The following is a 26,793-nucleotide window of genomic DNA, read 5'->3' on the forward strand; positions in this document are numbered from 1 at the left end:
ACCCCCACCCGGCCTCCCACAGTGTATCCTGCCGTTGGGAGGCCGGGTGGGGGTGCGGGCCGGTGCCGTTCTTCCCAATCACAAACACCCGGTGCCGCGATCAAACAAAAACACCCGGTGCCGTTCTTCCCAACAAACAAATCCCGGTCACAGCCGGGGCAGCGTCACCCCGCGCTGGCCCATATATTTGCCCGCCCGGTCGGCATAGCTGACCTCGCACGGCTCATTGCCCTTCAGGAACAGGAACTGGCACGCGCCCTCATTGGCGTAGATTTTGGCAGGCAGCGGCGTGGTGTTGGAAAACTCCAGCGTCACATGGCCTTCCCAGCCCGGCTCGAGCGGGGTCACGTTCACGATGATGCCGCAGCGCGCATAGGTCGATTTGCCGAGGCAGATGACGAGCACGTCGCGCGGCACGCGGAAATATTCGACCGTGCGCGCCAGCGCGAAGCTGTTGGGCGGGATGATGCAGACATCGGTCTTGCGGTCGACAAAGCTGTTGGCGGCAAAATCCTTGGGGTCGACGACCGCATTGTCGACATTGGTGAAGATCTTGAACTCGTCGGCGACGCGCGCGTCATAGCCATAGCTGGATAGGCCATAGCTGATGCAGCCGTCGCGGCGCTGCGCCTCGACGAACGGCTCGATCATGCGCTGCGACAGCGCCTGTTCGCGGATCCAGCGGTCGGAAAGAATGGCCATGGCGTCGCTCCGTTACAGGCCGAGATCGGCGGGGCCGAACGCATGGGGCAAAAGCGCCGACAGGGTCAGGCTGATCACCTGACCGCCCTCGGCCGCCGCGCAGTGGATCATCAGGTCGCGCCGGCCGAGCTGGGCGGCTTCGTTGAGCATCTGGCGGCAGCGCCCGCACGGCGTGACGGGGGCGGTGCCGCTGATCCGCCCGTCGGGGCCGAGCGCGCCGCCGATCACCGCCACTTCGACGACATCGGCCAGATGGCCTTCGCAGTTCGCGCGGGCGAGCGCCACCGTCTCGGCGCACAGCGACAGGCCGTAGCTGGCATTTTCCATGTTGCTGCCGGTAATGATCCGGCCATCGGCGAGGCGCAGCGCCGCGCCGACGCCGAAGCGGGAATAGGGCGCATGGGCAAAGGCCGCGGCGGCGCGGGCGGCGTCGATCAGGTCGTTCATCTCATCCCTTGATGTGGAGCACGCAGATCAGCGTGAACAGCCGGCGGGCAGTGTCGAAATCGACCGCGATCTTGCCCTCCAGCCGTTCGACGAGCAGCTGCGCGGCGTCGTTGTGGATCGCCCGGCGGGCCATGTCGATGGTTTCGATCTGCTGCGGCGAGGCCTGGCGGATCGCCTGATAATAGCTGTCGCAGATCGCGAAATAATCCTTGATCGGCCGCCTGAACCGGGCAAGCCCCAGCACCAGCGTTTCCAGATGCGTGGCATCGGCGCGGAACATGTCGATCGCCAGCCGCCCTTCCTCGACCCGCAGCCGGATCCGGTAGGGACCGGCATAGCCGTCGGCGGCCGGGCGCTGCGGCGCGAAATGATTGCCCTCGAGCAGATCGAAGATGGCGATGCGCCGTTCCTGCTCGACATCGGCGCTGCGCCACAGGATCGTGTGCTCGTCCAGTTCGACAGCGATGATGCGCGGATCGCCCATTCATCCCGGTTTAGGGGCGAACCGCGGCGCGCTCAACGGGAATCGGGCGGACGGCGTGGCGGCACAGATTTGCCCACAAAATCATCCACAGACTTGCTGGCTTGAGGCGCGGGGCCAGACGCGCGAAACTGGCACCGACACACCGCCGGCCCTGTCCCGCCCATTGAAGCGGCGGAACCGGCCGCGCGGCACCCGCATCAGACCGGAATCACCATGGCCGAACCGCTTCGTCTCCTTCCCCCCGCCGAGGGCCAGCCGCCCAGCCTGCCGCGCAATGTCGAGGCCGAGGCCGCGCTGCTCGGCGCGCTGATGATCGACAACCGGCTGGTCGAGGACGTCCAGCTCAAGCTCAAGCCCGAACATTTCTTCGAGCCGCTGCACGGCCGCATCTATGACGCGATCCTGCGGCTGGTCGACCGCAACATGGTCGCCAATCCGGTGACGCTGAAGCCGATGTTCGATGCCGACGAGGCGATGCGCGAACTGGGCGGCCCGGCCTATCTGGCGCAGCTGACCGGCAATGGCGCGGCGCTGATCGGCGCGCGCGACTTTGCCCAGCAGGTCTATGATCTGGCGCTGCTGCGCGAGCTGATCGGCGTCGGGCGCGAGATGGTCGAAAAGGCGCTCGACACCTCGGATGCGATCGACCCCAAGGGGCTGGTCGAGGACGCTGAGACCGCGCTCTACCGCGTCGCCGAACAGGGCGGCGAGGGCGGCGGCACCAAAAGCTTCGTCCAGGCGACGCGGATGGCGGTCGAGCTGGCCGAGCGGGCGCAGAACTCGGGCGGGCATATTTCGGGCGTCACCACCGGGCTGGCCGATGTCAACGCCCGCACCGGCGGCCTGCAACGCTCCGACCTGCTGATCCTTGCCGGGCGTCCGGGCATGGGCAAGACGTCGCTTGCCACCAACATCGCCTTCAACGCCGCGCAGCGCTGGATGCGCGATGTCGCCGACGGCATTCCGCCCGAAAAGTCGCTGGGCGCGCGCGTCGCCTTTTTCAGCCTCGAAATGTCGGCCGACCAGCTGGCGACCCGCATCCTTGCCGAACAGTCGGGCGTGGTCGGCTCCAAGATCCGCAAGGGTGAGCTGAGCCGCGACGAGTTCAACAAATTCGCGCGCGCCGCCGCCGAGCTGGAGGAACTGCCGCTCTATATCGACGACACGCCGGGGCTGACCATCGCCGCGCTGCGCACCCGCGCGCGGCGGATGCAGCGCAAGCATGGCATCGGCCTGATCATCGTCGACTATCTCCAGCTGCTGACCGGATCGTCGCGCGGCGGCGGCGACAATCGCGTGCAGGAAATCTCCGAGATCAGCCGCGGGCTCAAGACGCTTGCCAAGGAACTGCATGTCCCGGTGATGGCGCTGTCGCAGCTGAGCCGCGCGGTCGAACAGCGCGAGGACAAGCGCCCGCAGCTGTCGGACCTGCGCGAATCCGGCTCGATCGAGCAGGACGCCGATATCGTGCTGTTCGTGTTCCGCGAGGAATATTATGTCGCCGCGCGCGAGCCCAAGGCCGACAGCAGCGATCCCAAGATCGACGAATCCTACCGCCAGTGGCAGCAGGACATGCAGGACGCGTTCCAGCGTGCCGAGCTGATCATCGCCAAGCAGCGCCACGGCGCGACCGGCAAGGTCAGGCTGAAGTTCGATTCGAGCATCACCCGGTTCAGCGACTATGTCGATGACAGCTATCTGCCCGCCCAGATGCCGTGACGGGATGGGACACTGGGCGGGATGCCGGGAGCGCAGCGCGCCGGCCCCGCACACCGACTCGCCCGTTGACCGGCGGCCCCGCGCTCGCCCATAGCTGGCGGCATGACGGAACATGCCGAACTGGACTCCCTGTCGTTCGAGGACGCGCTGAAGCGGCTGGAGGCGATTGTCGGCCGGCTGGAGCGCGGCGACGTGCCGCTGGACGAATCGATCTCGCTTTATGCCGAGGGCGACAGGCTGCGCGCCCAGTGCGAGGCGCGGCTGGCCGCCGCCCAGGCGCGGATCGAGAAGATCACCCTCGGCCCCGACGGACAGCCCGCCGGCACGCAGCCGTTCGACGCCTGACCAGATAATTTGCCAGTAGCTTTGGGGGAGATCATGCACGGCATCGCCGCGACCAGCCTGACCGCCGCGATGCAACGCATCGCCGCCGACATCGATAATCAATTCGACCTGCTGCTGCCCCTGCCCGAAGATCCGCGCCGCCCGCTTTACGAAGCGATGCGCCACGCCGCGATCGGCGGCGGCAAGCGGCTGCGGCCGCTGCTGGTGTGCGCGGCCGCCGACCTGTTTCTGGTCGACCGGCAGGCGGCGCTACGCGTCGGCACGGCGATCGAATGCATCCATGTCTATTCGCTGATCCATGACGATCTGCCGGCGATGGACGATGACGATCTGCGCCGCGGCAAGCCGACCGTGCACAAGGCGTTCGGCGAGGCGACCGCGATCCTGGCCGGCGATTCGCTCCATGCGCTGGCGTTCGAGCTGCTCGCCGATGAGCGCACCCATGCCGATCCGTTCGTGCGCGCCGAGCTTTGCCTTGAACTGGCGCGGGCGAGCGGCCCCTCGGGCATGGCCGGCGGGCAGATGATGGATCTGGCCGCCGAACAGGCGCTGTTCGACCTGCCGACCGTCACCCGCCTGCAGCAGCTCAAGACCGGGGCGCTGATCTCGGTCTCGCTGGAAGCGGGGGCGATCCTCGGCCGCGTGCCGCCGGAAGGGCGCACGGGCCTGCGCGGCTATGCCCGCAATCTGGGGCTGGCGTTCCAGATCGCCGACGACCTGATCGACGCCGAAGGCTCGGCTGAGGCGGCGGGCAAGGCGGTCGGCAAGGATGCCGCCGCCGGCAAGGCGACCTTTATCGGCCATCTCGGCCGCGAACAGGCCCGCGCCCAGGCCGAAATGCTGGTCGAACAGGCGATCGCGCATCTGAGCGCGTTCGGCGAAAAAGCCGATCTGCTGCGCGCGCTCGCCCGCTACACGATCGCGCGGGACCGGTGAGCGTGCGCATCGGCGTCTATCCGGGCACGTTCGATCCGATCACGCTCGGGCATATGGACATCATCCGGCGCGGGGCGAAGCTGGTCGACCGGCTGGTGATCGGCGTCACCACCAACCCGTCCAAATCGCCGATGTTCAGCGTGGACGAGCGGATGGCGATGGTGCGCCGCGAAACTGCCGATGTCGACGGGGCGATCGATGTCGTCAGCTTCGATTCGCTGCTGATGGAGTTTGCCGAGCGGCAAGGCGCGGGCATCATCGTGCGCGGGCTGCGCGCGGTCGCCGATTTCGAATATGAATATCAGATGGCGGGGATGAACCAGCAGCTCAATCACCGCATCGAGACGGTGTTCCTGATGGCCGATGTCTCGCTGCAGCCGATTGCGTCGCGGCTGGTGAAGGAAATCGCGCTTTATGGCGGCGACATCACCCGGTTCGTGCCGCCGCGCGTGGCCGGTGAAGTCGCGGCCCGCGTCGAAAGGCTTGGCCGCCGGGGCAGCTAGCCCTATTCAGCGCGCGTCGACCCCGGCGGTTCGCCCCCGGCAGGGCGTCGCCAGACCCGCTTTCCGATCGGAGCCAGACATGCGTTTGATTGCCGCCCTGTTCGCCCTGCTCGGCGCGCTGTTCGCGACCGCCTGTGCCAAGGCGGACCGGCCCGCCACCGCTGCGGAAGCGGCCCCCGCCGCCCCGCCCGAAGTGCCGGCCGCCACCCCGGACAATATCTGGGTGCTGGAGCTGTCGACCGGCGGGCGCGTGCGCGTCCAGCTGCGCCCGGACAAGGCCCCCAACCATGTCGAGCGGATCAAGACGCTGACCCGCAAAGGCTTTTACAACGGCCTGACCTTTCACCGGGTGATCGAAGGGTTCATGGCGCAGGGCGGCGACCCTGAGGGAACCGGCCAGGGCGGGTCCGACCTGCCCGATCTGAAGGCGGAGTTTAACGACCTGCTGCACGTCCGCGGCGTGACGTCGATGGCGCGGTCGAACGATCCGGATTCGGCCAACAGCCAGTTCTTCATCATGCTGATGCCGACCTTCCGGCTCGACAATCGCTACACCGCCTTTGGCCGGGTGCTGACCGGCATGGCCTATGTCGATGCGATGCCGCGCGGCGAGCCGCCGGCCGAGCCGGCCCGCATCCTGCGCGCCTGGATCGAAGGCGATGGCGAGCCGGCGGCGGTCGCGCTGCCCCCGCCCGCCCCCGCCATCATGCCGCTGCCGCTCAAGGCCCCGGCCGGAACGCGCCGGCCCGGCAACTGATGCGCGTCGACCTGTTCGATTTCGAGCTGCCGCAGGAGCTGATCGCGCTGCGCCCGGTGGAGCCGCGCGATGCCGCGCGGATGCTGGTGGTGACGCCGGCCGGCCTGACCGACCGGGGAGTGCGCGACCTGCCGGCGGCGCTGCGCCCCGGCGACTGTCTGGTGTTCAACGACACGCGCGTCATTCCGGCGCGGCTGGAAGGCCGGCGCGGCGAGGCGCGGATCGAAGCGACGCTGCACAAGCGCGCCGGGCTGCGCAGCTGGATCGCCTTTGTCCGCAATGCGCGGCGGCTGCGCATCGGCGACAGCATCGATTTCGGCGCGGGCGTCACGGCGCTGGTCGAGACAAAGCTCGACGATGGCAGCGTGCAGCTGGGCTTTCCGGGCGACGAGCCGGTCGAGCTGATGCTGGAGCGGGCCGGGCAGATGCCGCTGCCGCCCTATATCGCCTCCAAGCGGCCGACCGATGCGCGCGACCGCGAGGATTATCAGACGATGTTCGCGCGCGCCGACGGCGCGGTCGCGGCGCCCACGGCGGCGCTGCATTTCACCCCGCAGCTGATGGCGGCGGTCGCCGCCGCCGGCATCGCGCACGAAACCCTGACCCTGCATGTCGGCGCGGGCACCTTCCTGCCGGTCAAGGCCGAGGATACCGACGACCACCGGATGCACGCCGAATGGGGCCGGATCGATACCGCCACCGCCGACCGGCTGAACGCGGTGCGCGCGCGTGGCGGGCGCATCATCGCTGTCGGCACGACCAGCCTGAGGCTGCTTGAAAGCGCCGCCGATGCCAACCGCATGATCCGGCCGTTCGAGGGCGATACCGACATCTTCATCACCCCCGGCCACCGTTTCTGCGGGATTGACGGGCTGATGACCAACTTCCACCTGCCCAAATCGACGCTGATGATGCTGGTGTCGGCGCTGATGGGGCGCGAGACGATGCTTGCCGCCTATGCCCATGCGATCGCCGGGGGCTATCGCTTCTACAGCTATGGCGATTCGTCGCTGCTGCTGCCCGAGGGTTGAGGGCCGGGCGGCACGCGGGAAACCGCTGCAACCTCGGGCGCGCCGCAGCTTTGTCCGGTTTCGCTTGAAAGCGCACCGCTTTCACCCGATATTCCGGGCATCCGGCATCGTGCCGGGCAAAGGAGCGTTTTTCGATGGCGAACTGGACTGACCCCCGCGCGACCGTTGCGGCGCCGACGTCGGTCGCAAGCGGTGCGGCTGCCTATGATGCCGGCCTGCGCCGCTACATGCTGTCCGTTTACAACTATATGGCCTCGGGCGTACTGCTGACCGGCATCGTCGCGCTGGGCTTTGCCTCGTCCGGGCTGGCGGCGCAGCTGCTGGCGACGCCGCTGCGCTGGGTGATCATGCTCGCGCCGCTCGCATTCGTGATGGTGATGAGCTTCGGCCTCAACCGCATCTCGACCGCGACGCTGCAGGCGCTGTTCTGGGCGTTCGCGACGGTGATGGGCCTGTCCATGGCGTCGGTGTTCCTGGTCTTTACCGGCACCTCGATTGCACAGACCTTCTTCGCGACCGCGGCGGCCTTTGCCGGGCTGAGCCTGTGGGGCTACACGACCAAGCGCGACCTGTCGGGCTTCGGCACCTTCCTCGTGATGGGGCTGGTCGGGCTGATCGTGGCCAGCATCATCAACATCTTCCTCGCGTCGAGCGTGATGAGCTTTGTGATCTCGGTGATCGGCGTGCTGCTGTTCGCGGGCCTGACCGCCTATGACACGCAGAAGATCAAGAGCGTCTATGCCTATGTCGCGGGCACTGAGATGATGGGCAAGGCGGTCATCATGGGCGCGCTCAACCTCTATCTCGACTTTGTGAACATGTTCACCTTCCTGCTCAACCTGATGGGCAGCCGCGACTGATCGGGTCGCACGGGGAACGGGAATAAGGGCCGGTGCCGAAAGGCATCGGCCCTTTTTTCATCCCGCGTCGCGCGATCAGAACATCGCCCTGACGCCGGCCGAGCCGGACAGGGTTTCGCTGCCGGCGACGCCCAGCGTGCGGACAAGGCTGAGATCGACGGCCCAGGCGTCGCTGAGGCCGATGGTGCCGACCGCGCCGACTTCCAGCCAGCCATCGCTGCCGCCAGCCCCTTCGAGCAGCCGCTGGCCATTGCCGCTGAAGCGGGTGACGGCCGCGCTGTTCGAGGTCGCGGTGAACGCCGCGAGCAGCCCGAGGCTCGACCGCGTGCCGACCGCGCGGTCGAGCGTCAGCCCCAGCGATCCGGTGGTGCCGCTCTGCCGCTGGACGAGCGGATCGGCGACCGGGCGTCCCGCCGGCCCGAGCACCGGGCGCGCGACGTCGATCCGGCTGCGGTCGACAAAGGCATAAGGCGACAGCGACCAGCGTTCGGCCAGCGCAAAGCTGGTGGCGACGCTCGCCCCGAAGCTGGAAATATCGCCATCGCCGCCGACCGTGACTGTGTTGCCGGAGCGCAGCCGCAGCGCCTGATCGCGGAACGACCGGCTGCCGAGCGCGCCATGCGCCTCCAGCGTCACCGCCCCGATCTGGCGGCTGTAGGACAGGCTGAACAGGCTGGTGCGCGTCGGCGTGCGGAGCTGCTGGAACTGGTCGTCGCCGCCGAACAGCGTCGCGCCGACGCGCAGCGTGTTGGCGCCAAACTGACGTGCCAGCGCGACGCCGCCAAAGCTCTGGCTGAGATCGGGGCCGAGCCGGGTGACGCCGCCATTTACCGCAGCCGTCCAGGGCCGCGGCGGCCCGGCCCCGTCCGCCGTCTCCTGCGCGTAAACCGGGCCGGCGACGAGCAGCCATGCGAGCAAACAGGTTCGTTTCATCGATCCCCCCTTTATGCTGGTCCGCAGGCTCAACGGGCGGGGGCGGCAAAACCTTTGGCGCATCGGCGAAGGATTTGGCCGCGCCCTGCGTTGAGCCGGGGGGAGAGCGATATTGGACGGGCCTGAGCGCCAGACCGATGAGGAACAGGCACTGGTCGCGCGCATCGGGCGCGGCGACCAGATCGCGTTCAGGATGCTGGTCGACGGCCATGCGCGCCGGCTGCATGCGCTGGCGTGGCGCATGCTGATGGACGGAGCAGAGGCGGAAGATGTGGTGCAGGAAAGCTTTGCCCGGCTGTGGACCGGTGCCGCGCGCTGGCGCGCCGGATCGGGCAGCGTCGGCGGCTGGCTGCACCGGGTCTGCACCAATCTGTGCATCGACCGGCTGCGCCGCCGCCGCTTCTGGGCCGATGAGGAGGTGCCCGACATGGCCGATGACCGTGCGGCGGCGACCGAGGCCATTGATGCCCGGCGGCTCGACGATGCGGTGGCGGCGGCGCTGGCGGCATTGCCCGACCGGCAGCGGACGGCCATCGTGCTGACCTATCACGAACATTGGCCGAATGCGGAGGCCGCGCGGATGATGGGCCTGCACGTCAAGGCGTTCGAATCGCTGCTGCTGCGCGCGCGCACGGCGCTGCGCCGGTCGCTCGCCGCACAGGGCTTTGACGGCAGCGAAGGACAGGCGGCATGATCGATCCGCTCGACCGGATGCTCGGCGCACTGCGCGTCCCCGAACCCGATGCCGGGTTCGAGGCGCGGATCGCCGCCCGCGCCATGGCCGGGGTGCAGGAGCGGCCCGGCTGGCGGCGCGGCGGCCAGGCCGGGCGACGGCGCTGGCTGGCGCGGCACCGGACGCTCGCCAGCTTTATCGGTGCCAATCTGGTCGCGGCCGGCGCGGTCGCCGCCGCTTTGGTGTCGGGGGTCGAGATTACCAAGCTGCCGCTGATCGCCCCGGCGATCGAGGCGGTTGCCCCGGCGCGTGCCCCATCGCCGCCGCGCGGCCCGCGCCGGCCGGTGCCGCTGAGCGCCGATGCCGGCGCAGCGCCCGCCGATCCCGCGGCCATGCCGGCCGCGCCCGATCCGCCAGGACTGGCCCGGCCGCCAGCGGCGATCGCGCGGATCCGGGAACTGGAGGCGGCGGGCGTGGCGATTCCGCCCCGGTTGCAGGCGCGGGTGCGGCTGTATGAAGACCGTCAGGCCGCGCGCAGCCTCCGCGCGCAGAACCAGCCGGTGCCGGTGGAACTCCAGACCCGGATCGTGCGCACGCGCCTGATGCTTGCGCCGCCGGCGGTGCAGGCGCGGGTCGCGGAACGGGTCGAGCGCCGCCGCGCCGCCGGCCTGCCCGTGCCACCGGCGCTGGACGCGGCGGTCCCACGCGCGCCGGGGGCCGGCGGCCCGGCCCCGATTTTGCCGCCGGTCATGCCGGCTGCGGTGCGCGTCGAAGGCGGCCCGCCGCCTGCTGCCCGCACCGGTGTGGCGGACGCGCCGCCATCGCCGGCCAGCGCGGGTGACGTGGCCGCACCCCGGCCAGTGCCGACGCCGTCGCCCGATTCCGCGCCGGGTTCACCGGCCGCGGTCACCGCCGGTCAGCCCGCGGCCGCAGCGCCGGGACAATGGCGCGCACGGCTTCAGCAGCTGACGCCCGCACAGCGCCGGCAGCTGATCGAACGCTGGCGGGCGCGGCAGGCGGCAACCGCGCGCCCGCATTGAAGCTGTAGCCGGCGCGCCAGCGAAGGATCGGCCCGCCCCCCGCGTTGACAGAACAGGCCGCCGATCGCGGCCCCGTTCAACGAGGAGAAGGACGATGCGCAGTTTCCTGACACTGGTGCCGGTTCTGCTGGCGGCGGGCAGCGCCGCGACCGCGCAGCCGGTGGTCACCACCAGGCCGATCGAAACCGACAAGGTGACGGGCACGCGGACGCTGACCGTCGATGAAGCGGCCGGCAGCCGGCGAACGCAGCTCGATCTCACCCGCAAGGCCGATGGCGCGACCGCCAGCCGCGATGTTACCCGCCAGCGCACCGACACCGGCGCGACGGTGACCGGCACCGCCAGCAATTTCGCCGGCCAGACCGCCAACTGGAACATCGCGCGCGAACGCACCGCCGACGGCTACACCGCGACCGGCAGCGGCACAGGCTTTAATGGCAAGGCTTATGGCTATTCCGGCCAGGGCAGCCGCACGGCAAATGGCTATTCGACCAGCCGCAGCGTGACCGACGCCAATGGCGCGGTCGTGGCCGGCCGGTCGGTCAATGTGTCGCGCCAGAATGGCCAGGTCACGCGGCAGGTTTCGACCACGCGACCCCAGGGCCTGGGCCGCCGCCGCTAATCCCTGATCCTCCGCCCCGACTACCCCCGGGGGGCGGCGGACGGGGGCCGGCGGCGATGGTCCGTGCCGCCGGCCCCTGTTTTTGCTGGGGCCGGTGCCTGATCGCACCGGCCCGTTTTCACGTCAGTAAACGCGCTTCTTCGGCTTGATGTAATCGACATCGTCGGTGAGCGTATATTCGTGCACCGGGCGATAATCGATCGCCACGCCGCCTTCGGGCTTCAGCCACGTCACCGTGTGCTTCATCCAATTGGCGTCGTCGCGCTCGGGGAAGTCCTCATGCATGTGCGCGCCGCGGCTTTCCTTGCGGTTGGCCGCGGAATGCATGGTGACGACAGCCTGGCCAAGCAGATTGTCCAGCTCCAGCGTCTCGATCAGATCGGTGTTCCACACCATCGACCGGTCGGTGACGCGGACATCGTCCAGCGACCGCGCCACGGCGTCGATCCTGGTCTGCCCTTCGGCGAGCAGCGCCGAATCGCGGAACACCGCGGCATGGGCCTGCATCGTCTTCTGCATCTCGCGCCGGATCTGCGCGGTCGGCGACCCGCCGGCGGCGTGGCGGAACCGGTCGAGCCGGGCCAGCGCCTGTTCCTCCGCGCCCTTGGGCAGCGGATTGTGCGGGGTGTTGGGCTTCAGGATGTCAGCGATCCGAAGGCCGGTCGCGCGTCCGAACACGACCAGATCGATGAGCGAGTTGGAACCGAGCCGGTTGGCCCCGTGTACCGACACGCACGCCGCCTCGCCGACCGCGAACAGGCCCGGCACCACCGAATCGGGGTTGCCGTCCCTGAGCGTCACCACCTCGCCATGATAATTGGTCGGGATACCGCCCATGTTGTAATGGACGGTCGGCACCACCGGCAGCGGCTGGCGGGTCAGATCGACACCGGCAAAGATCTTGCCGGTTTCGGTGATGCCCGGCAGGCGTTCGGCCAGCACCTTGGGATCGATGTGATCGAGGTGCAGATAGATGTGATCGGCTTCCTTGCCGACGCCGCGGCCTTCGCGGATCTCCATCGCCATCGAGCGGCTGACGACGTCGCGGCTGGCCAGATCCTTGGCCGAGGGGGCATAGCGTTCCATGAACCGCTCGCCCTGGGCGTTGGTCAGATAGCCGCCTTCGCCGCGCGCGCCTTCGGTGATCAGCACGCCCGCGCCATAGATGCCGGTCGGGTGGAACTGCACGAACTCCATGTCCTGCAGCGGCAGGCCCGCGCGCAGCACCATCGCATTGCCGTCGCCGGTGCAGGTATGCGCCGACGTCGCCGAGAACCAGGCCCGGCCATAGCCGCCCGTCGCCAGCACCACGGCATGGCTGCGGAAGCGGTGGATCGTGCCGTCTTCCATGCACAAAGCGATCACGCCGCGGCACACGCCATCTTCCATGATCAGGTCGAGCGCGAAATATTCGATGAAGAAGTCCGCATCATATTTCAGGCTCTGCTGATACAGCGTGTGCAGCATCGCATGGCCGGTGCGGTCGGCGGCCGCGCAGGTGCGCTGCGCGGGCGGGCCTTCGCCCATATTCTGCATCATGCCGCCGAACGGCCGCTGATAGATGCGGCCTTCGTTGGTGCGCGAAAACGGCATGCCGGCATGTTCGAGCTCATAGACGGCGGCCGGTGCCTCGCGGCACAGATATTCGATCGCGTCCTGGTCGCCCAGCCAGTCCGACCCCTTGACGGTGTCGTACATGTGCCAGGTCCAGTGGTCCGGCCCCATATTGCCGAGCGACGCGGCGATGCCGCCCTGGGCGGCGACCGTGTGGCTGCGGGTCGGGAAGACCTTGGTGATACACGCGGTCTTCAGCCCCGCGCCGGCCACGCCCATCGTCGCGCGCAGGCCGGCCCCGCCAGCCCCCACGATGACGGCGTCATAGCTGTGGTCGATGATCTTATAGGCGTCCGCCATCAGGCAGCTCCCGCAAAGGCGATCTTGAGGATCGAGAAGATGGCCAGCGCGCCCGCGCCGACCGCGTAGAAATTGAGCGCGACGAGCCACAGCACGCGCTGCTCATTGTGCTGATAGTCCTCGATGACGACCTGCAGCCCCATGCGGAAATGCCAGAACACGCTGATCACCGTCAGCATCATCGGCACCGCCGCCAGCGGGTCCTGCAGCCACGCCGTCACCGTCGCATAGTCGAGCGACGGCAGGCGGGCGATCGAGAAGATGAACCACAGCATCAGCAGGAAGTTCGATCCCGCCGTCAGCCTGTGGGTCCACCAGTGATGGGCACCCGATTTGGCGGAGCCCAGGCCGCGCACGCGGCCGATCTGCGTTCCCGTTCCCATCAGCCCTTCACCACCAGAATATAGGTCCAGAACAAGGCGGTCGCGACGACCGAGAAGGCCCAGGTCAGCTGGGCCGAGCGTTTGTTCGATTTGAGTTCGAAGTTCGCGCCCATATCCATCACCAGATGGCGCACGCCCGAGGCCATGTGCTGGAAAAAGCTGAGGCTGAGCCCGATGCCCAGCACATAGCCGGCGATGTTGAGGCCGCCGGATTTGAGCGTGAACAGGTCGAGAAAGCCCTGATAGGCGGCTTCGCCGCTGGCCAGCGCGACCAGCCACCAGACGAGCAATATGGCCCCGACCGTCGCCATGCCCGACCCGGTGGCGCGGTGCAGGATCGACACCGCCATATGCGGGCCCCAGCGCCAGATGGTCAGATGCGGCGACAAGGGCCGTGTGCGGTTGCTGCTGCTCATGTCGAGCCCCTTTGCGTTGCTGTCGGGCTGCGTCTTAGCCCGTCTGCGCCAAGGTGCAACCGGGCGAAGCGGGAAAGCGCAGGTTTAACCGCGGCTTTACCAAAATCCCCTAACCCTGCGGCCAAGCACCGCCTGCCAGGAAACACCGCCGTGACCGCCAGACCTTCCGCGTCCCACCCGGCCCGCAAGCCCGCCCACGCCCCGACCATCGCCGACCGGTTGCGCGAGTTCGACCGCGAGGGCACGCTCGAGGCGCTGCTGCGCGAGGTGAGCACCCTTGTCGATGCCCATCTGCACGATATCGCGGGCTTTTTCTGGGAAGCCTATAATGCCTCGCCCAATGTGACGGCCAAGATCGAGGGCGAGCGGCTGGCGCGCTTCGTCGAGGACAGCCTGCTCTACACCCGCGAGCGGTTCAGCAATCCGCGCAGCGAGCGCTGGGCCGATCTGGCACGCCAGAATGCCGCGCGCTCCGAAGCCGCCGGCGTGCCGCTGCACACGACGCTGGCGGCACTCAGCCTGACCTATGACCATGTGATCGACGTGCTGTACGACAAATGCGGCGACGAGCGGGAGCGGTTCCGCGAACTGGCCCGCGCGATCCGCCGGATCATGATCATGGAAGCCGACATCATGTCGGCGCATGTCAGCGAGCTGCGCGCCAATCGCGCCTCGGCCGAACGGTCGCAGCATGCCGACATGTTCCAGAGCCGGATCGCGACCGAGGTGTCGAGCGCCTTTTCGCTGGGCGAGACGCTGCGCACCCAGGCGTCGGATGCCTCGGCGGCGGCGCGCGGGATGCTCGGCAAGGCAAGCGAAGTCGCCGCTGCCGCCGAACAGTCGGCGGTCGCGATGCGCGAGGCGGCACACACTGCCGCCGGGCTGATCCGCGCAATCGAGGATGCGCGCAGCGAGGTCGAGGTCGCGGCCAACATCGCCACCCGCGCCGCCGCCCAGGCCGGCGACGCGGTAAGCGTGTCGGAAGCGCTGTCGGCCCATGCCCAGTCGATCGAATCGATCCTGGGGCTGATCCGCGACATTGCCGGCCAGACCAATCTGCTGGCGCTCAACGCCACGATCGAGGCGGCGCGGGCCGGCGATGCCGGGCGCGGCTTTGCCGTCGTCGCGCAGGAAGTGAAAAGCCTCGCCAACCAGACGGCGCGCGCCACCGACGACATTGCCGCCAAGATCGCCACCATTCAGGCGGCGACGCGCACCACCGTCGATGCCAACAGCTCGATCCGCGACACGGTGGGCGAGGTCCAGCAATCGGCAGACCGCATCCGCACGGCGATGGAAACCCAGGCGCAGACGGTGACGATGATCACCGCCGCCGTCGACGAAACCGCCCTTGCCGCCGATTCCATGTCGGCGACCATCGCCGCGATCCGGCAGGACACGGAAAATGTGGCGAGCGAGATCGACCAGCTCGAAACCGGCTTCCGCCGCGTCGATTCCCAGCTCGGCCAGCTGCGCGCCGCCGCCATCGATTATGTGAAGCTGGTGGCCTGAGGGATTGTTGGGGCTGCGCCCGCGTCTCGCGGCGCGGGGCGTTTTTTGTGCCGCGCCTCGCGGCGCAGGGGCGGCACCGGCCCGCACCCCCACCCGGCCTCCCAACGGCAGGATACGCTATGGGAGGCCGGGTGGGGGTGCGGGCCGGTGCCGTTCTTCCCAGGTAACGACATCCGGTGCCGCTCTTCCCGACAAACACCCCCCGAACACCACAGCTCCCGCCTTGGCGGCCGGCCGCAGACCCGCTAGGCGGCGGGCATGATCCATGTCCTTCTGACCGGCGCCAGCCGGGGCATCGGTGCGGCCGCCGCCGCCGCGCTTTCCGATTGTCGGGTGTTCGGCACCAGCAGCGCCGATGGCGATCTGGCCGATCCGGCGACGCCGCAGGCGATCTGGCACAAGGCGCTCGACGCGCTCGACGGGCGGATCGACGTGCTCGTCAACAATGCCGGCGTGTTCGAAGCCGCGCCGCTCGATCTCGATCATGACGACTGGGTGGCGGCGTGGGAGCGCACGATGCGCATCAACCTGACCGCATCGGCCGAGCTGTGCCGGCTGGCCGTCCGCCATTTCACCGACCGGGGCGGCGGGCGGATCGTCAATGTCGCCAGCCGCGCCGCCTATCGCGGCGACAGCCCGGCGCACTGGCATTATGCGGCGTCGAAGGCGGGCATGGTCGGCATGACCAAATCCATCGCCCGCGCCTATGCCCGCCAGTCGATCCTCGCCTTCGCCATCTGCCCGGGCTTCACCATGACCGGCATGGCCGAAGATTATCTGGAAAGCCGGGGCGGCGACAAATTGCTGGCCGACATTCCGCTCGGGCGCGTCGCCATGCCCGAGGAAGTGGCCTCGGCGGTCCGCTATCTGGCGCTCGACGCGCCCGCGTCGATGACCGGCGCGGTGCTCGACATCAACGGCGCGTCCTATGTCCGCTGAGGCCGGCGCGGTCGACAGCTGGAAGGTCTCGCTGCCCTGCACCCGGGCCGAGGCGGAGGCGATCGATGCCGGGCTGATCGACATCGACGCCGTGCTGATGACCAGCGAGGAGGTTGAGGACGACCGCGAACGCTGGCGGCTCGACGCCTATCTGGAACATGCCCCCGATGCCGCGATGCTGGCCGCGATCCGCGCGCTGGTGCCGAGTGCGGCGGATGTCGAGCCGGTCATCGAGGCGTTGGGCGCGCAGGACTGGGTGACGCTCAGCCAGCAGGGGCTGGAGCCGATCCGCGAGGGCCGGTTCGTCGTCCACACCAGCGCCCATCCGGTCGCGCCGCCGCCGGGCGGGCGCGCCTTTCTGATCGATGCCGGGCGGGCGTTCGGCACCGGGCATCACGCGACGACCTCGGGCTGTCTTGCCATGATCGACGCGCTGGCCGGGCACGACTTTGCCAATGTGATCGACATCGGCACCGGCACCGGGCTGCTCGCCTTTGCCGCTCAGCATCTGTGGCCGGATGCGGCGGTGACCGCGACCGATATCGATCCGGCGGCGATTGCGGTGACGGCGGAAAACGCCGCCGCCAACAATATTGCCGGGCTGAAGCTGATCGTGGCCGATGGCACGCTCGACGATGCCATCGTCGCCGCCGCGCCCTATGATCTGGTGATCGCCAACATCCTTGCCGGGCCACTGATGTCGATGGCCCCGGAACTGGCCGCCATCGCGGCCGCCGATGCGACGATCATCCTTGCCGGGCTGCTCGAGACGCAGCGCGCCGAACTGGTCGCGGCCTTTGCCGCCTGTGGCTGCACGCTCGATCTGGCCGACCGGCGCGGCGACTGGACGATCCTGCGGCTCCGGGCCGGGGCGACCCGGTTCGTCCCCGCCACCCCGCCCGACCCCAAGGGCCGGGACGGCTGGGCGCTCGATATCTGAAACGCCGTCGGCGCGCCGATCAGCCCGCCGCGCGCGACCGGGCATAATCCTGCGTGCCATGGGTGATGACCCGGTCGCCGGGCAGGATCTCGGCGATCGGAATGTCGGGCAGCGCCGCCAGTTCGGCATAAAGCGGCGCGAAATCGGTCTCGACCGTGATCCGCAGCAGCTCCTCAAAGCTCGGGATCACGAAGTAATTCTGCTGATAATCGTCGATCCGATATTCGGTGCGCATCACCCGGGCGAGATCGAAGCCGATCCGGTTGGGGCTGGGATCGTCGAGCGCGAACAGGCTCTCGCCCTTGCTCGACACGATGCCCGAGCCATAGATTTTCAGCCGGCCATCTTCCTCGATCAGCCCGAACTCGACCGTGTACCAATAGAGCCGGGCGAGCCGGTGGATGGCATTGTAGCGCATCGAGCGCAGCCCGCCTTCGCCCCAGGCGACGACATAATCGGCAAAGACCGGGTCCGCGAGCATCGGCACATGGCCGAACACATCGTGGAACACATCGGGTTCCTGCAGATAGTCGAGCTGATCGGGCCGGCGGATGAAATTGCCCGCGACGAAGCGGCGATTGGCCAGATGCTCGTAAAACACATGGTCGGGGACCAGCCCCGGCACCGCGACGACCTGCCAGCCGGTCAGCTTCATCAGCCGTTCGGACAGCTCCTCGAAATCGGGGATGCCGGGCTTGGACAGGCGCAGCACATCGAGCCCGCGCAGAAACGCATCCGAGGCGCGGCCGGGCAGCAGCTTGCTCTGCCGGGCGAACAGCCGGTCCCAGGTCGCGTGATCCTCGGCGGTATAGGCCGCCCAGTTCTGCGGGATCGTCCAATCGGCACCCGCGCCTTCGGGCGGGCGGTCGAGCACATGCGTTTCCATGCGCCGTTTCTAGACCGGGCAGCGCGAAAAAGCGATAAGCCGCTGTGATGGCGGCGCGCATTCCGAAGGCTGTGGGGCTGATGGCGCTGGCCTATCCGGTGCTGGCGGCGCTGCTCGGCACGGTGCCGGTCAATCCGGGCTGGACCCCGGCTGACACCGGCATCACCGTCCATGTCGCGACCAATGGCGTGCACAGCGGCATCGTGCTGCCGGCAACCGCGCTGGGCGATCTGGTGCGCGCGACCGACCTGCCCGATCCGCGCCACGCCGGGCCGCTGATCTGGGTCGGCTGGGGCGACCGCGCAGTCTATCTGGGCACGCCGCGCTGGCAGGATGCGCGCCCGGCGACGCTGATCGCCGCGGCATGGGGCAGCGACGCGACGCTCATTCATGTCGACCATCTGGCCGCCCCGCCGCCGGGTGCGCGGCCGCTGCGCCTGCGGCCGCACGAATATCGCCGGCTGGTCGCCGCCATCCGGCGCAGCTTTGCCCCCGGCCCGCCACGGGCGCTGCCCGGCTATGGCGCGACCGATGCCTTTTACCCGGCGACCGGGCGCTATTCGCTGCTGTTCACCTGCAATGGCTGGACCGGCGCGGTGCTGCGGGACGCCGGCGTGCGGACCGGCTGGTGGACGCCGCTCAGCGCCACCGTGATGCAGTGGCGGTAGGGGGGAAGGGTTCAGGAAAAGCAGGGCCGGAGAACGGTTCGTCGCGCGGCTATCGGGCGCGCAGGCTCCACCGGCCCATACCCGGGCTCCTCAGCCTGCTGCGGCGACCATCGCGGCCCAGCCCGCCTCGTCGATCACCCGAACACCCAGCTCCTCGGCTTTTTTGAGCTTCGATCCCGCGCCCGGCCCGGCGACGACCAGATCGGTCTTGGCCGACACCGATCCCGCCACCCGCGCGCCCAGCGCCAGCGCCTGCGCCTTGGCCTCGTCGCGCGACATCGTCTCCAGGCTGCCGGTGAAGACCACCGTCTTGCCCGTCACCTCGGACGCCCGTTCATCGGCGACGAAGCGCTGCGGCGCGACCTCGGTCAGCAGATCGTCCCAGGCGGCGCGGTTGTGCGGCTCGGCAAAGAAATCGGCGAGCGCCTGGGCGACAACCGGGCCGACACCCTCGACGGCGGTCAGCTCGGCAAAGGCCGCCGGGTCCGCGCCCGCGCGGGTGGCGACATCGGCCAGCGCCTCGACCGTGCCGAAGGCGCGCATCAGGTCGCGCGCCGTCACCGACCCGACATGACGGATGCCGATGCCGAACAGGAAGCGCGCGGCATCGGGCGTCCGTCGCGCCTCGATGGCGGCGAGCAGATTGTCGACCGAGGTTTCCGCCCAGCGTTCGCGGCCGACCAGCTCGGCGCGCCGGGCGCGCAGCCGGAAAATGTCGGCGGGCGCGTGCAGCAGGCCGTCGCGGAAAAAGCTTTCGATGGTCACGCCGCCCATGCCGTCAATGTCCATCGCCCCGCGGCTAACAAAATGGCGCAGCCGCTCGACCCGCTGGGCCGGGCAGATCAGCCCGCCGGTGCAGCGTATGTCGACCTCGCCCTCCTCGCGCACCGCGTCCGATCCGCATTCGGGGCAGGTGGCGGGAAAGACGAAATCGGGCCGTTCGATCTCGGGCGTCAGATTTTCGAGGATCTGCGGGATGACATCGCCCGCGCGTTGCAGCGTCACCCGGTCGCCGGGGCGCACGCCCAGCCGGGCGATCTCGTCGGCATTGTGCAGCGTGGCGTTGGTGACGACGACGCCGCCCACCGTCACCGGCTCCAGCCGCGCGACCGGCGTCAGCTTGCCGGTGCGGCCGACCTGGATGTCGATGGCGATCAGCGTCGTCTGCGCGCGTTCGGCGGGGAATTTGTGCGCAACCGCCCAGCGCGGGGCCTTGGCGACCTGACCGAGCCGCGCCTGCCAGTCGAGCCGGTCGACCTTGTAAACGACGCCGTCGATATCGAACGGCAGATCGGCGCGCAGCGCCTCGATCCGCCGGTAGTGCGCCAGCGCCCCCTCGACCTGTTCGGCGCGCAGCAGCAGCTCCGACACCGGCAGGCCCCAGCCGGCGATTGCCTGCATCACCTCATATTGGGTCGCGCCGGGCAGGTCCGACGCCTCACCCCAGCCATGGGCGAGGAAACGCAGCGGCCGCGTGGCGGTGACTGCCGGATCCTTTTGCCGCAGCGACCCGGCGGCGGCATTGCGCGGATTGGCGAACACCCGCTCGCCCGCCAGCCGTTCGTTGAGCGCGGCGAAATCGGCCTTGGCCATATAGACCTCGCCGCGCACCTCGAACACCGCCGGCGCGTCGCCGTGCAGCCGTTCGGGAATGTCGGCGATGGTGCGGACATTGGCGGTCACATCCTCGCCGACCGCGCCGTCGCCGCGCGTCGCCGCCAGCACCAGCCGGCCATGCTCATAGCGCAGCGAACAGGACAGGCCGTCAATCTTGGGCTCGGCGGTGAGCGCGACCCGGTCCCCCTCGCCCAGATTGAGGAAACGGCGCACCCGGATCACGAACTCGAGCACATCGGCATCGGCAAAGGCATTGTCGAGGCTGAGCATCGCCCGCGCATGCGGCACCTTGGCCAGATGCGCGGCGGGCGCGGCCCCCACCAGCCGCGACGGCGAATCGGCGCGCACCAGCTGCGGCCAGGCTGCCTCCAGCGCCGCATTCTCGCGCACCAGCGCGTCATAATCGGCGTCGGCAATCTCGGGCGCGTCCTCGGCATGATAGAGCCGGTTGTGATGCGCGATCAGCGCGGCCAGCTCGGCCAGCCGGCGCGCGGCATCGCCTTCGGTCATCAGGGTCATTGCGGCTCCAGCAGCCGCGCCGCCTGGGCGCGGGCTTCGTCGGTGATGGTGGCCCCCGACAGCATCCGCGCGATTTCCTCGCGCCGCGCCGCCGCGTCAAGCGGCACCACCCCGGTGCGCGTGACCAGCCCGTCATGGCTTTTGGCAATCAGCCAATGCCCGGTGCCGCGCGCCGCGACCTGCGGGCTGTGGGTGACGACCAGCAATTGCGCGCGCGCCGACAGCCGCGCCAGCCGGTCGCCGATCGCGCTCGCCACCGCGCCGCCGACGCCGCGGTCGATCTCGTCGAAGATCATCGTGCCCGCCCCGCCTTCCTCGGCAAGCGCGACCTTGAGCGCGAGGATGAAGCGCGACAGCTCGCCCCCCGAGGCGATCTTGGCGAGCGGCGCGAACGGCGCGCCGGGATTGGTCGCGATCATGAACTCCACCCGGTCGCGCCCGGCCGCGCCCCATTGCTCCTCGGCCAGCGGCTGCACGACCGTCCGGAACCGCGCCGCATCGAGCTTGAGCGGGGCAAGCTCGGCCGCCACCGCGGTGTCGAGCCGGGCCGCCGCCTCGGCCCGCGCCGCGCTGAGGGCCTCGGCCGCCGCCAGATAGGCCGTGCGCGCCTCGGCCGCCTGCCGGGCGAGCGCCGCCAGCCCCTCGCCGCCCGCCGCGATGCGCGCCAGCCGGGCGGCCAGCGTCGCCGCCAGATCGGCAAGCCCGTCCGGCTCGACCCGGTGCTTGCGGGCGAGCGCGCGCAGATCGAACAGCCGCGTCTCGATCGCCTCCAGCCGCGCCGGATCATGCGCCAGCGCCTCATGCGCCTGTGCCAGCCGGTCCTCGGCCTCGGCGGCCTCGATCACCGCCCGGTCGAGCGCCGACAGCGCCTCGGCCAGCAGCGGATGTTCGCCGCCGATCCGGTCCAGCCGCCGCGCCGCCTGCCGCAGCCCGGCCAGCGCGCCCGCCGACCCGCCGAGATGCTGGTCGACCGCCCCCAGATCCTCGGCCAGCCGCGCACCGCGCTGGATCGCCGCACGCTCTTCGGCCAGCGCCTGTTCCTCGCCGGGCATGGGGGCAAAGCCGGTCAGTTCGGCGACCGCATGGTCCAGCCATTCTCGGTCGCGGTCGGCGGCCTCCTGTTCGTCGCGGGCGGCGGTCAGCGCATCTTCGGCCGCGCGCCAGGCGGCATGAGCGCGGGCGGTGGCGGCGCTGTCGAGCCGCCCGAACGCATCGAGCAGCGCACGGTGGCCGCGCGCATTGAGCAGCCCGCGATCGTCGTGCTGGCCATGGATTTCGACCAGCCCCGCCCCCAGTTCGCGCAGCAGCGCCGCCGACACCGGCTGGTCGTTCACAAAGGCGCGGCTGCCGCCATCGGCCTTGACGATGCGGCGGACGATCACCGGCTCGCCCGGATCGATCTCGACCCCGCTGTCGGCGAGCGCGGGCGTCACCGGCCCTGTCGGCTCGAACGTCGCCGTCACCACCGCCTGCGCCGCCCCCTGCCGGACCAGCCCGGAATCCGCGCGGGCGCCGAGCGCGAGGCCGAGCGCATCGAGCAGGATCGACTTGCCGGCCCCGGTTTCGCCGGTCAGCACCGACAGGCCCGGCCCGAAACCCAGGTCGAGCGCCTCGATCAGCACCACGTCGCGAATGGAAAGGCCGGTCAGCATCGCCTGCTGGTTAGCGGCAGTCACGCGCGCGCGGCAAGCATTGCTGGTGGCGCGGTGGTGGCGTTCCGGCGCGGGGCGCACCATATTGTTGCCAGCGACACGGCGCGCATGATAGGCGCGCGGCTTTCCCGGCCGGACTTTTCCGGCCCCAGTGCAGGCACAGACCGCAGCAATGTTCGAATCCCCCGCTTATGCCCAAGCCACCGGTGCCGCCGGCGCCGGCAGCGCCGCCTTCTTCGTCCAGATGGTGCCGCTGCTCCTTATCTTCGTCATCTTCTGGTTCCTGCTGATCCGTCCGCAGCAGAAGCGGATGAAGGAGCATCAGGCCAAGCTCGCCGCCGTGAAAAAGGGCGACACCGTCGTCACCGGCGGCGGCCTTGTCGGCAAGGTGACGAAGGTCGAGGACCATCATGTCGAGGTCGAGCTGGCCCCGCAGATGCGCGTCCGCGCGGTCAAGTCGACGCTGACCGACGTGCAGCCGCTGGGCGGCGGCAAACCGGCGAACGACTGATGCTCGATTTCCCGCGCTGGAAAGTCTGGGCGGTCATCGTCACGACCGTCATCGGCATCCTGTTCGCGGTGCCGAGCCTGGTGCCCGAGCGGCTGTGGCCGGCCGGCCTGCCGGGCCCGCGCATCAATCTGGGGCTCGACCTGTCGGGCGGCAGCCACATCCTGCTCGAAGCCGATACCGCCGATGTCGCCAAGCAGCGGCTGGCGCAGATGGAAGAAACGATCCGCACCGAAATGCGCCGCAACCAGCCGCGCATCGCGATCGGCGACATTTCGACCGCCGGCGGCCGGATCAGCTTTTTCGTCCGCGATGCCGGGCAGGTCGATCCCGCGGTCGAGCGCGTCCGCGCGCTGACCACCGGCGTCGGCGTGACCGGCCAGCGCGACTGGGACGTGCGCGTCGTTGATTCCAACCGGGTGATCGTGACGCCGACCGAGGCGGGCCTTGCCGATGCCGTCGACAAGGCGATGCAGGTAGCAACCGAGGTCGTGCGCAAGCGCATCGACGAGCTGGGCACGCGCGAGCCGACGATCATCCGTCAGGGCCGGGCGCGCATCGTCGTACAGGTGCCGGGCCTGCAAAACCCCGAGGCGCTGAAGGCGCTGCTCGGCAAGACCGCCAAGCTCGAGTTCAAGCTGGTCGACATCACCGCCAGCCCGACCGATCTGGCGCAGGGCCGTGCCCCGGTCGGCAGCCAGGTGCTCGCCTATCCGGACAATCCGCTCGGCGTGCCGCTGATCGCGGTCAAGCGCAGCGTGCTGATTTCGGGCGACCAGCTGATCGACGCCTCGCAGGGTTTTGACCAGCGCACCAACGCGCCGGTCGTCAACATCCGCTTCGACGGCGCGGGCGGGCGCAAATTCGCCCGGGTGACACAGGAAAATGTCAACAAGCCGTTCGCGATCATCCTCGACAATCAGGTGATCTCGGCGCCCAACATCAACGAGCCGATTCTGGGCGGACAGGCGCAGATTTCGGGCAATTTCACCGTCGAGAGCGCCAATCAGCTGGCGATCGCGCTGCGCTCGGGCAAGCTGCCGGTGGCGCTGAAGGTGATCGAGGAACGCACGGTCGGCCCCGATCTGGGTGCCGATTCGATCCGCAAGGGCGTGATCGCGGGCGTGGTCGCGACGGTCGCGCTGATCCTGTTCATGCTCGTCACCTATGCGCGGTTCGGCATCTACACCTCGCTCGCGCTGGCCGTGAACGCGTTTCTGGTGCTCGGCGTCATGGCGATGATCGGCGCGACGCTGACGCTGCCAGGGATCGCCGGCTTCGTGCTGACCATCGGCGCGGCGGTCGACGCCAATGTGCTGATCAACGAGCGCATCCGCGAAGAGCAGCGGCGCGGGCGCGGCCCGATCCAGTCGGTCGAGTTCGGCTATAAAGAGGCAAGCCGCGCGATCTTCGACGCCAATGTCACCAACGTGATTTCGGCGGTCATCATGTTCGTGTTCGGCTCCGGCCCGGTGCGCGGCTTTGCGGTCGTGCTCGCGATCGGGATCGTCACCTCCGTGTTCACCGGCGTGACCTTCACCCGCCTGCTGGTCGCGGACTGGCTGAAGCGCAACCGCCCGAAAGAGATCGTGATCTGATGCGTCCGCTCAAACTCGTTCCCGACAACACCAACATCCAGTTCCTGCGCTACCGGCTGGTCGCGCTGGTGCTGTCGGTCGTGCTGATCCTCGGCTCGGGCGTGCTGGTGGGCGTGCGCGGGCTCAATCTCGGCGTCGATTTCGTCGGCGGGCAGATGCTGCGCGTGCAATTCGCCGCCCCGGTCGATGCCGAGGCGCTGCGCACCACGGTCGACGGCCTTGGCCTTGGCGAGGCGACGATCCAGCAATTCGGCTCGCCGCGCGACATGTCGATCCGGCTGCCGCTGCCGCCGGGCGGGGAGGAGGGCGCGAACCGCGCCGCCAGCCAGGTGCGCGAGGCGGTGGGCAAGGCGTTTCCGGGCGCGCGCTTCGATGCGGTGGAAACCGTGTCGGGCAAGGTGTCGGGCGAGCTGTTCCGCACCGGGGCCTGGGCGCTCGGGCTCGCGATGCTCGGCATCGCGCTTTATATCTGGTTCAGCTTCGAATGGCAGTTCGGGGTCGGGGCGCTGTTCGCGCTGTTCCACGACGTGGCGCTGACCTTCGGCTTTTTCGCGCTGACCCAGCTTGAGTTCGACCTGAACGTCGTCGCCGCGATCCTGACGATCATCGGCTATTCGCTCAACGACACCATCGTCACCTATGACCGCATCCGCGAGAATCTGCGCAAATACCGCAAGATGGACATGCGCACCCTGCTCGACCTGTCGGTCAACGAAACACTGTCGCGCACCATCGTCACCTCGCTGTCGCTGATGATGACGCTGGGGCTGTTGCTGGCGATCGGGCCGGACGTGATCTTCGGCTTCACCGCGGCGATGCTGCTCGGCATCGTGATCGGCACCTTCTCGTCCGTCTATATCTCCGCCCCGATCCTGTTGTGGCTGAAGGTCACCGGCGAAAGCTTCGTTCCCAAATCCGGGGCCGAGCCGGGGGCGGAGCGGATCGGCGGCGCGGAACGCCGGTCCGACTGATGCCCGAGCTGCGCCCCGAGGCCCGCGCGACCGGGCCGGTCGTGACCGGCTTTGCCGGCACCGGCTTCCGGATCGACGGCGTGGCAACGACTGGCGGTGCGCTGCTCGCGCCCGACTGGTGGCGGCCGACCGAGGCGGTGGCGCTTGATCTCGACCTGCTGGCGCCGCTGATCGCGCTCCGGCCGGAATTCCTGCTGATCGGCACCGGGGCAGCGCTCGTGCGCCCGGCCCCGGCGCTGGCGGCGGCGATCGAGGCGGAAGGCATCGGCATCGAGGCGATGGACAGCCGCGCCGCCGCCCGCGCCTGGGGCGTGCTGCGCGGCGAAGGGCGCTGGATCGCCGCCGCGCTGCTGCCGCACGGCTTGCCCCCCCGGATTTAAAGGCGTTAGGACAGGCAACATGGATTTCCGCTTCCCCCGCCCGTTCCCCCGCCCGCTGGGTCTTGCCGCCTGTGCCGGCCTCGCTCTGTCCCTTGCCCTGTCCGGCTGCGCGACCAGCGGGCCGAAGCGCGACACCGCCTATATCGCGCGCGATGTGAACACGCTGTATTCGGCGGCCAAGGCGCGGCTCGACATGCGCCGCTACAAGGAAGCCGCGCAGCTGTTCGATGAGGTCGAACGCCAGCACCCCTATTCGGTCTGGGCGCGGCGCGCGCAGCTGATGAGCGCCTTTTCCTATTATCTGTCGGGCGATTACAATGAATCGATCAGCTCGGCGCAGCGTTTCCTGTCGCTCCATCCGGGCAACAAGGACGCGCCCTATGCCTATTATCTGATCGCGCTCGATTATTATGAGCAGATCAGCGATGTCACCCGCGACCAGAAGCTGACCCAGCAGGCGCTGAATGCGATGGGCGAGCTGACGCGGCGTTATCCCAACACCGCCTATGCCCGCGACGCGCGGCTGAAGCTTGACCTGATCAACGACCATCTCGCCGGCAAGGAGATGGAGGTCGGCCGCTTCTACCAGCGGCGCGGCCAGTGGCTGGCCTCGACCTATCGCTTCCGCAAGGTCACCGACGATTATCAGACCACCACCCACACGCCCGAGGCGCTGCTGCGCCTGACCGAAAGCTATCTGGCACTGGGCGTGCCCGAAGAGGCGAAAAAGGCCGCCGCCGTGCTGGGGGCCAATTATCCCGGCAGCAAATGGTATGAGCGCGCCTATCGGCTGATCGGCGAGCATATGCCCGAGGCGAAGCGCGCCAGCTGATCGCCG

29 protein-coding genes are annotated in these 26,793 nt (G+C 69.1%); 19 read left to right on the forward strand and 10 right to left on the reverse strand.

Features of this window, described 5'->3' with window-relative positions; genetic code table 11:
• Positions 1-147 precede the first annotated feature (147 nt).
• Genes dcd through OPU66_RS06850 form a run of 3 tightly spaced genes read right to left on the reverse strand, consistent with a single transcriptional unit; the run spans position 148 to position 1,633 of the window.
• On the reverse strand, positions 148-702 hold the full coding sequence (gene dcd, locus OPU66_RS06840) for a dCTP deaminase (RefSeq protein WP_498552865.1): 555 nt from the start codon (positions 700-702) through the stop codon (positions 148-150).
• 12 nt (positions 703-714) lie between these two features.
• Positions 715-1,149 (reverse strand): cytidine deaminase, encoded by a 435-nt coding sequence (locus OPU66_RS06845; protein ID WP_498552866.1) that lies wholly within the window; start codon positions 1,147-1,149, stop codon positions 715-717.
• A 1-nt stretch (position 1,150) separates the two neighbouring features.
• A complete protein-coding gene (locus tag OPU66_RS06850; protein WP_498552867.1) occupies positions 1,151-1,633 on the reverse strand; it encodes a UPF0262 family protein in 483 nt (160 codons plus the stop codon).
• A 213-nt stretch (positions 1,634-1,846) separates the two neighbouring features.
• Here OPU66_RS06850 and OPU66_RS06855 point away from each other — a divergent pair, with 213 nt between their 5' ends.
• The 7 genes from OPU66_RS06855 to OPU66_RS06885 all read left to right on the forward strand — a co-directional run bounded on the left by OPU66_RS06855 (position 1,847) and on the right by OPU66_RS06885 (position 7,784).
• Entirely contained in the window at positions 1,847-3,352 is a 1,506-nt protein-coding gene (locus OPU66_RS06855) for a replicative DNA helicase (protein ID WP_498552868.1), read from the forward strand.
• A gap of 102 nt (positions 3,353-3,454) precedes the next feature.
• Positions 3,455-3,697 (forward strand): exodeoxyribonuclease VII small subunit, encoded by a 243-nt coding sequence (locus OPU66_RS06860; RefSeq protein WP_498552869.1) that lies wholly within the window; start codon positions 3,455-3,457, stop codon positions 3,695-3,697.
• A 33-nt stretch (positions 3,698-3,730) separates the two neighbouring features.
• A complete protein-coding gene (locus tag OPU66_RS06865; protein ID WP_498552870.1) occupies positions 3,731-4,633 on the forward strand; it encodes a polyprenyl synthetase family protein in 903 nt (300 codons plus the stop codon).
• A gap of 2 nt (positions 4,634-4,635) precedes the next feature.
• Positions 4,636-5,136 (forward strand): pantetheine-phosphate adenylyltransferase, encoded by a 501-nt coding sequence (gene coaD / locus OPU66_RS06870; RefSeq protein WP_498552924.1) that lies wholly within the window; start codon positions 4,636-4,638, stop codon positions 5,134-5,136.
• A 79-nt stretch (positions 5,137-5,215) separates the two neighbouring features.
• The gene (locus OPU66_RS06875; RefSeq protein WP_498552871.1) at positions 5,216-5,893 is read left to right on the forward strand and encodes a peptidylprolyl isomerase; all 678 of its coding nucleotides are present in this window, start codon (positions 5,216-5,218) and stop codon (positions 5,891-5,893) included.
• Positions 5,893-6,924: a tRNA preQ1(34) S-adenosylmethionine ribosyltransferase-isomerase QueA gene (queA, locus tag OPU66_RS06880; RefSeq protein ID WP_498552872.1), complete on the forward strand. Its 1,032-nt coding sequence runs from the start codon at positions 5,893-5,895 to the stop codon at positions 6,922-6,924. Before OPU66_RS06875 ends, queA begins: the two co-directional genes overlap by 1 nt.
• A 134-nt stretch (positions 6,925-7,058) precedes the next feature.
• Entirely contained in the window at positions 7,059-7,784 is a 726-nt protein-coding gene (locus OPU66_RS06885) for a Bax inhibitor-1/YccA family protein (RefSeq protein WP_498552873.1), read from the forward strand.
• A gap of 75 nt (positions 7,785-7,859) precedes the next feature.
• Here OPU66_RS06885 and OPU66_RS06890 read toward each other — a convergent pair whose 3' ends face one another.
• Complete coding sequence (locus OPU66_RS06890; protein WP_498552874.1) at positions 7,860-8,717, reverse strand: hypothetical protein; 858 nt, start codon at positions 8,715-8,717, stop codon at positions 7,860-7,862.
• 112 nt (positions 8,718-8,829) lie between these two features.
• Between OPU66_RS06890 and OPU66_RS06895 the strand changes: the two genes are divergently transcribed.
• The 3 genes from OPU66_RS06895 (at position 8,830) to OPU66_RS06905 (ending at position 11,052) form a co-directional block, all read left to right on the forward strand.
• Entirely contained in the window at positions 8,830-9,411 is a 582-nt protein-coding gene (locus OPU66_RS06895; RefSeq protein WP_498552875.1) for an RNA polymerase sigma factor, read from the forward strand.
• On the forward strand, positions 9,408-10,430 hold the full coding sequence (locus OPU66_RS06900) for a hypothetical protein (RefSeq protein WP_498552876.1): 1,023 nt from the start codon (positions 9,408-9,410) through the stop codon (positions 10,428-10,430). Before OPU66_RS06895 ends, OPU66_RS06900 begins: the two co-directional genes overlap by 4 nt.
• A 94-nt stretch (positions 10,431-10,524) precedes the next feature.
• Entirely contained in the window at positions 10,525-11,052 is a 528-nt protein-coding gene (locus tag OPU66_RS06905) for a hypothetical protein (RefSeq protein WP_498552877.1), read from the forward strand.
• A 123-nt stretch (positions 11,053-11,175) separates the two neighbouring features.
• Here the strand turns inward: OPU66_RS06905 and sdhA are convergent, their stop codons facing one another.
• Genes sdhA through sdhC form a run of 3 tightly spaced genes read right to left on the reverse strand, consistent with a single transcriptional unit; the run spans position 11,176 to position 13,765 of the window.
• Positions 11,176-12,966: a succinate dehydrogenase flavoprotein subunit gene (sdhA, locus tag OPU66_RS06910; protein ID WP_498552878.1), complete on the reverse strand. Its 1,791-nt coding sequence runs from the start codon at positions 12,964-12,966 to the stop codon at positions 11,176-11,178.
• A complete protein-coding gene (gene sdhD / locus OPU66_RS06915) occupies positions 12,966-13,349 on the reverse strand; it encodes a succinate dehydrogenase, hydrophobic membrane anchor protein (RefSeq protein ID WP_498552879.1) in 384 nt (127 codons plus the stop codon). The genes sdhA and sdhD overlap by 1 nt, the downstream gene beginning before the upstream one ends.
• Positions 13,349-13,765 (reverse strand): succinate dehydrogenase, cytochrome b556 subunit, encoded by a 417-nt coding sequence (sdhC, locus tag OPU66_RS06920; RefSeq protein WP_160592206.1) that lies wholly within the window; start codon positions 13,763-13,765, stop codon positions 13,349-13,351. The genes sdhD and sdhC overlap by 1 nt, the downstream gene beginning before the upstream one ends.
• 150 nt (positions 13,766-13,915) lie before the next feature.
• On the opposite strand from sdhC, the gene OPU66_RS06925 reads away from it, so the two are divergent.
• The 3 genes from OPU66_RS06925 (at position 13,916) to OPU66_RS06935 (ending at position 17,156) form a co-directional block, all read left to right on the forward strand.
• A complete protein-coding gene (locus OPU66_RS06925; RefSeq protein ID WP_498552880.1) occupies positions 13,916-15,277 on the forward strand; it encodes a methyl-accepting chemotaxis protein in 1,362 nt (453 codons plus the stop codon).
• Between the two features lie 258 nt (positions 15,278-15,535).
• Positions 15,536-16,216: an SDR family NAD(P)-dependent oxidoreductase gene (locus tag OPU66_RS06930; protein WP_498552881.1), complete on the forward strand. Its 681-nt coding sequence runs from the start codon at positions 15,536-15,538 to the stop codon at positions 16,214-16,216.
• Entirely contained in the window at positions 16,206-17,156 is a 951-nt protein-coding gene (locus OPU66_RS06935) for a 50S ribosomal protein L11 methyltransferase (RefSeq protein WP_498552882.1), read from the forward strand. Before OPU66_RS06930 ends, OPU66_RS06935 begins: the two co-directional genes overlap by 11 nt.
• Before the next feature lie 19 nt (positions 17,157-17,175).
• On the opposite strand, the gene phhA is transcribed toward OPU66_RS06935, so the two are convergent.
• Complete coding sequence (phhA, locus tag OPU66_RS06940) at positions 17,176-18,042, reverse strand: phenylalanine 4-monooxygenase (RefSeq protein WP_498552883.1); 867 nt, start codon at positions 18,040-18,042, stop codon at positions 17,176-17,178.
• 47 nt (positions 18,043-18,089) lie between these two features.
• On the opposite strand from phhA, the gene OPU66_RS06945 reads away from it, so the two are divergent.
• Positions 18,090-18,710 carry a DUF2459 domain-containing protein gene (locus OPU66_RS06945; protein WP_498552884.1) on the forward strand — a complete coding sequence of 207 codons (621 nt, stop codon included), beginning with the start codon at positions 18,090-18,092 and terminating at the stop codon, positions 18,708-18,710.
• A 90-nt stretch (positions 18,711-18,800) separates the two neighbouring features.
• Here the strand turns inward: OPU66_RS06945 and ligA are convergent, their stop codons facing one another.
• Positions 18,801-20,840: an NAD-dependent DNA ligase LigA gene (gene ligA / locus OPU66_RS06950; RefSeq protein WP_498552925.1), complete on the reverse strand. Its 2,040-nt coding sequence runs from the start codon at positions 20,838-20,840 to the stop codon at positions 18,801-18,803.
• A gap of 2 nt (positions 20,841-20,842) precedes the next feature.
• Entirely contained in the window at positions 20,843-22,498 is a 1,656-nt protein-coding gene (recN, locus tag OPU66_RS06955; protein ID WP_498552926.1) for a DNA repair protein RecN, read from the reverse strand.
• 172 nt (positions 22,499-22,670) lie between these two features.
• Here recN and yajC point away from each other — a divergent pair, with 172 nt between their 5' ends.
• The 5 genes from yajC to OPU66_RS06980 are packed head-to-tail and all read left to right on the forward strand — an operon-like array spanning position 22,671 to position 26,787.
• A complete protein-coding gene (gene yajC, locus OPU66_RS06960) occupies positions 22,671-23,009 on the forward strand; it encodes a preprotein translocase subunit YajC (protein ID WP_498552885.1) in 339 nt (112 codons plus the stop codon).
• Positions 23,009-24,604, forward strand: a complete 1,596-nt coding sequence (gene secD, locus OPU66_RS06965; protein ID WP_498552886.1) for a protein translocase subunit SecD — start codon at positions 23,009-23,011, stop codon at positions 24,602-24,604. Before yajC ends, secD begins: the two co-directional genes overlap by 1 nt.
• Positions 24,604-25,575 (forward strand): protein translocase subunit SecF, encoded by a 972-nt coding sequence (gene secF / locus OPU66_RS06970; RefSeq protein WP_498552887.1) that lies wholly within the window; start codon positions 24,604-24,606, stop codon positions 25,573-25,575. The genes secD and secF overlap by 1 nt, the downstream gene beginning before the upstream one ends.
• A complete protein-coding gene (locus tag OPU66_RS06975) occupies positions 25,575-25,955 on the forward strand; it encodes an MTH938/NDUFAF3 family protein (RefSeq protein ID WP_498552888.1) in 381 nt (126 codons plus the stop codon). Before secF ends, OPU66_RS06975 begins: the two co-directional genes overlap by 1 nt.
• Positions 25,956-25,974: 19 nt before the next feature.
• Complete coding sequence (locus OPU66_RS06980) at positions 25,975-26,787, forward strand: outer membrane protein assembly factor BamD (RefSeq protein ID WP_498552889.1); 813 nt, start codon at positions 25,975-25,977, stop codon at positions 26,785-26,787.
• The last annotated feature ends 6 nt before the right edge of the window (positions 26,788-26,793 follow it).

The sequence above is a fragment of the Sphingomonas sp. URJC2 genome (assembly GCF_059803575.1).